General features: G+C 50.3%; 1 protein-coding gene. It reads right to left on the bottom strand.

All coding sequences use genetic code 11. The features are described 5' to 3' along the window. Positions 1 to 292, bottom strand: a 292-nt coding sequence (locus AAEY75_RS14525) for an aldehyde dehydrogenase family protein (protein ID WP_352259958.1), incomplete at both ends; no start/stop codon positions are given.

The following is a 292-nucleotide window of genomic DNA, read 5'->3' as shown; positions in this document are numbered from 1 at the left end:
GCCGGTGGCACTGACCAAGGCGATGTCTTTATTTTCAACCAACGCATTACCGATATCGGTTTTACCCAATATAATTTGCGATAGATGTGCGGGTGCTTTACCAAATTTTGCCAAGGCTTTTTCAAATAACGCTTGGCAAGCTAAGGCGACGAGTGGGGTTTTTTCTGAAGGTTTCCAGATGACAGGGTTGCCACAGACGATGGCCAGCGCCGTGTTCCAAGACCAAACGGCAACGGGGAAGTTAAAGGCCGAGATGACGCCGATGACACCCAGTGGATGCCATGTCTCACGC

The organism is Psychrobacter sp. TB55-MNA-CIBAN-0194, assembly GCF_040309505.1.
Lineage (GTDB): Bacteria > Pseudomonadota > Gammaproteobacteria > Pseudomonadales > Moraxellaceae > Psychrobacter > Psychrobacter fozii.
Note: the sequence above shows the minus strand (reverse complement) of the source record. Positions and strands in the feature narration are given on the sequence as shown.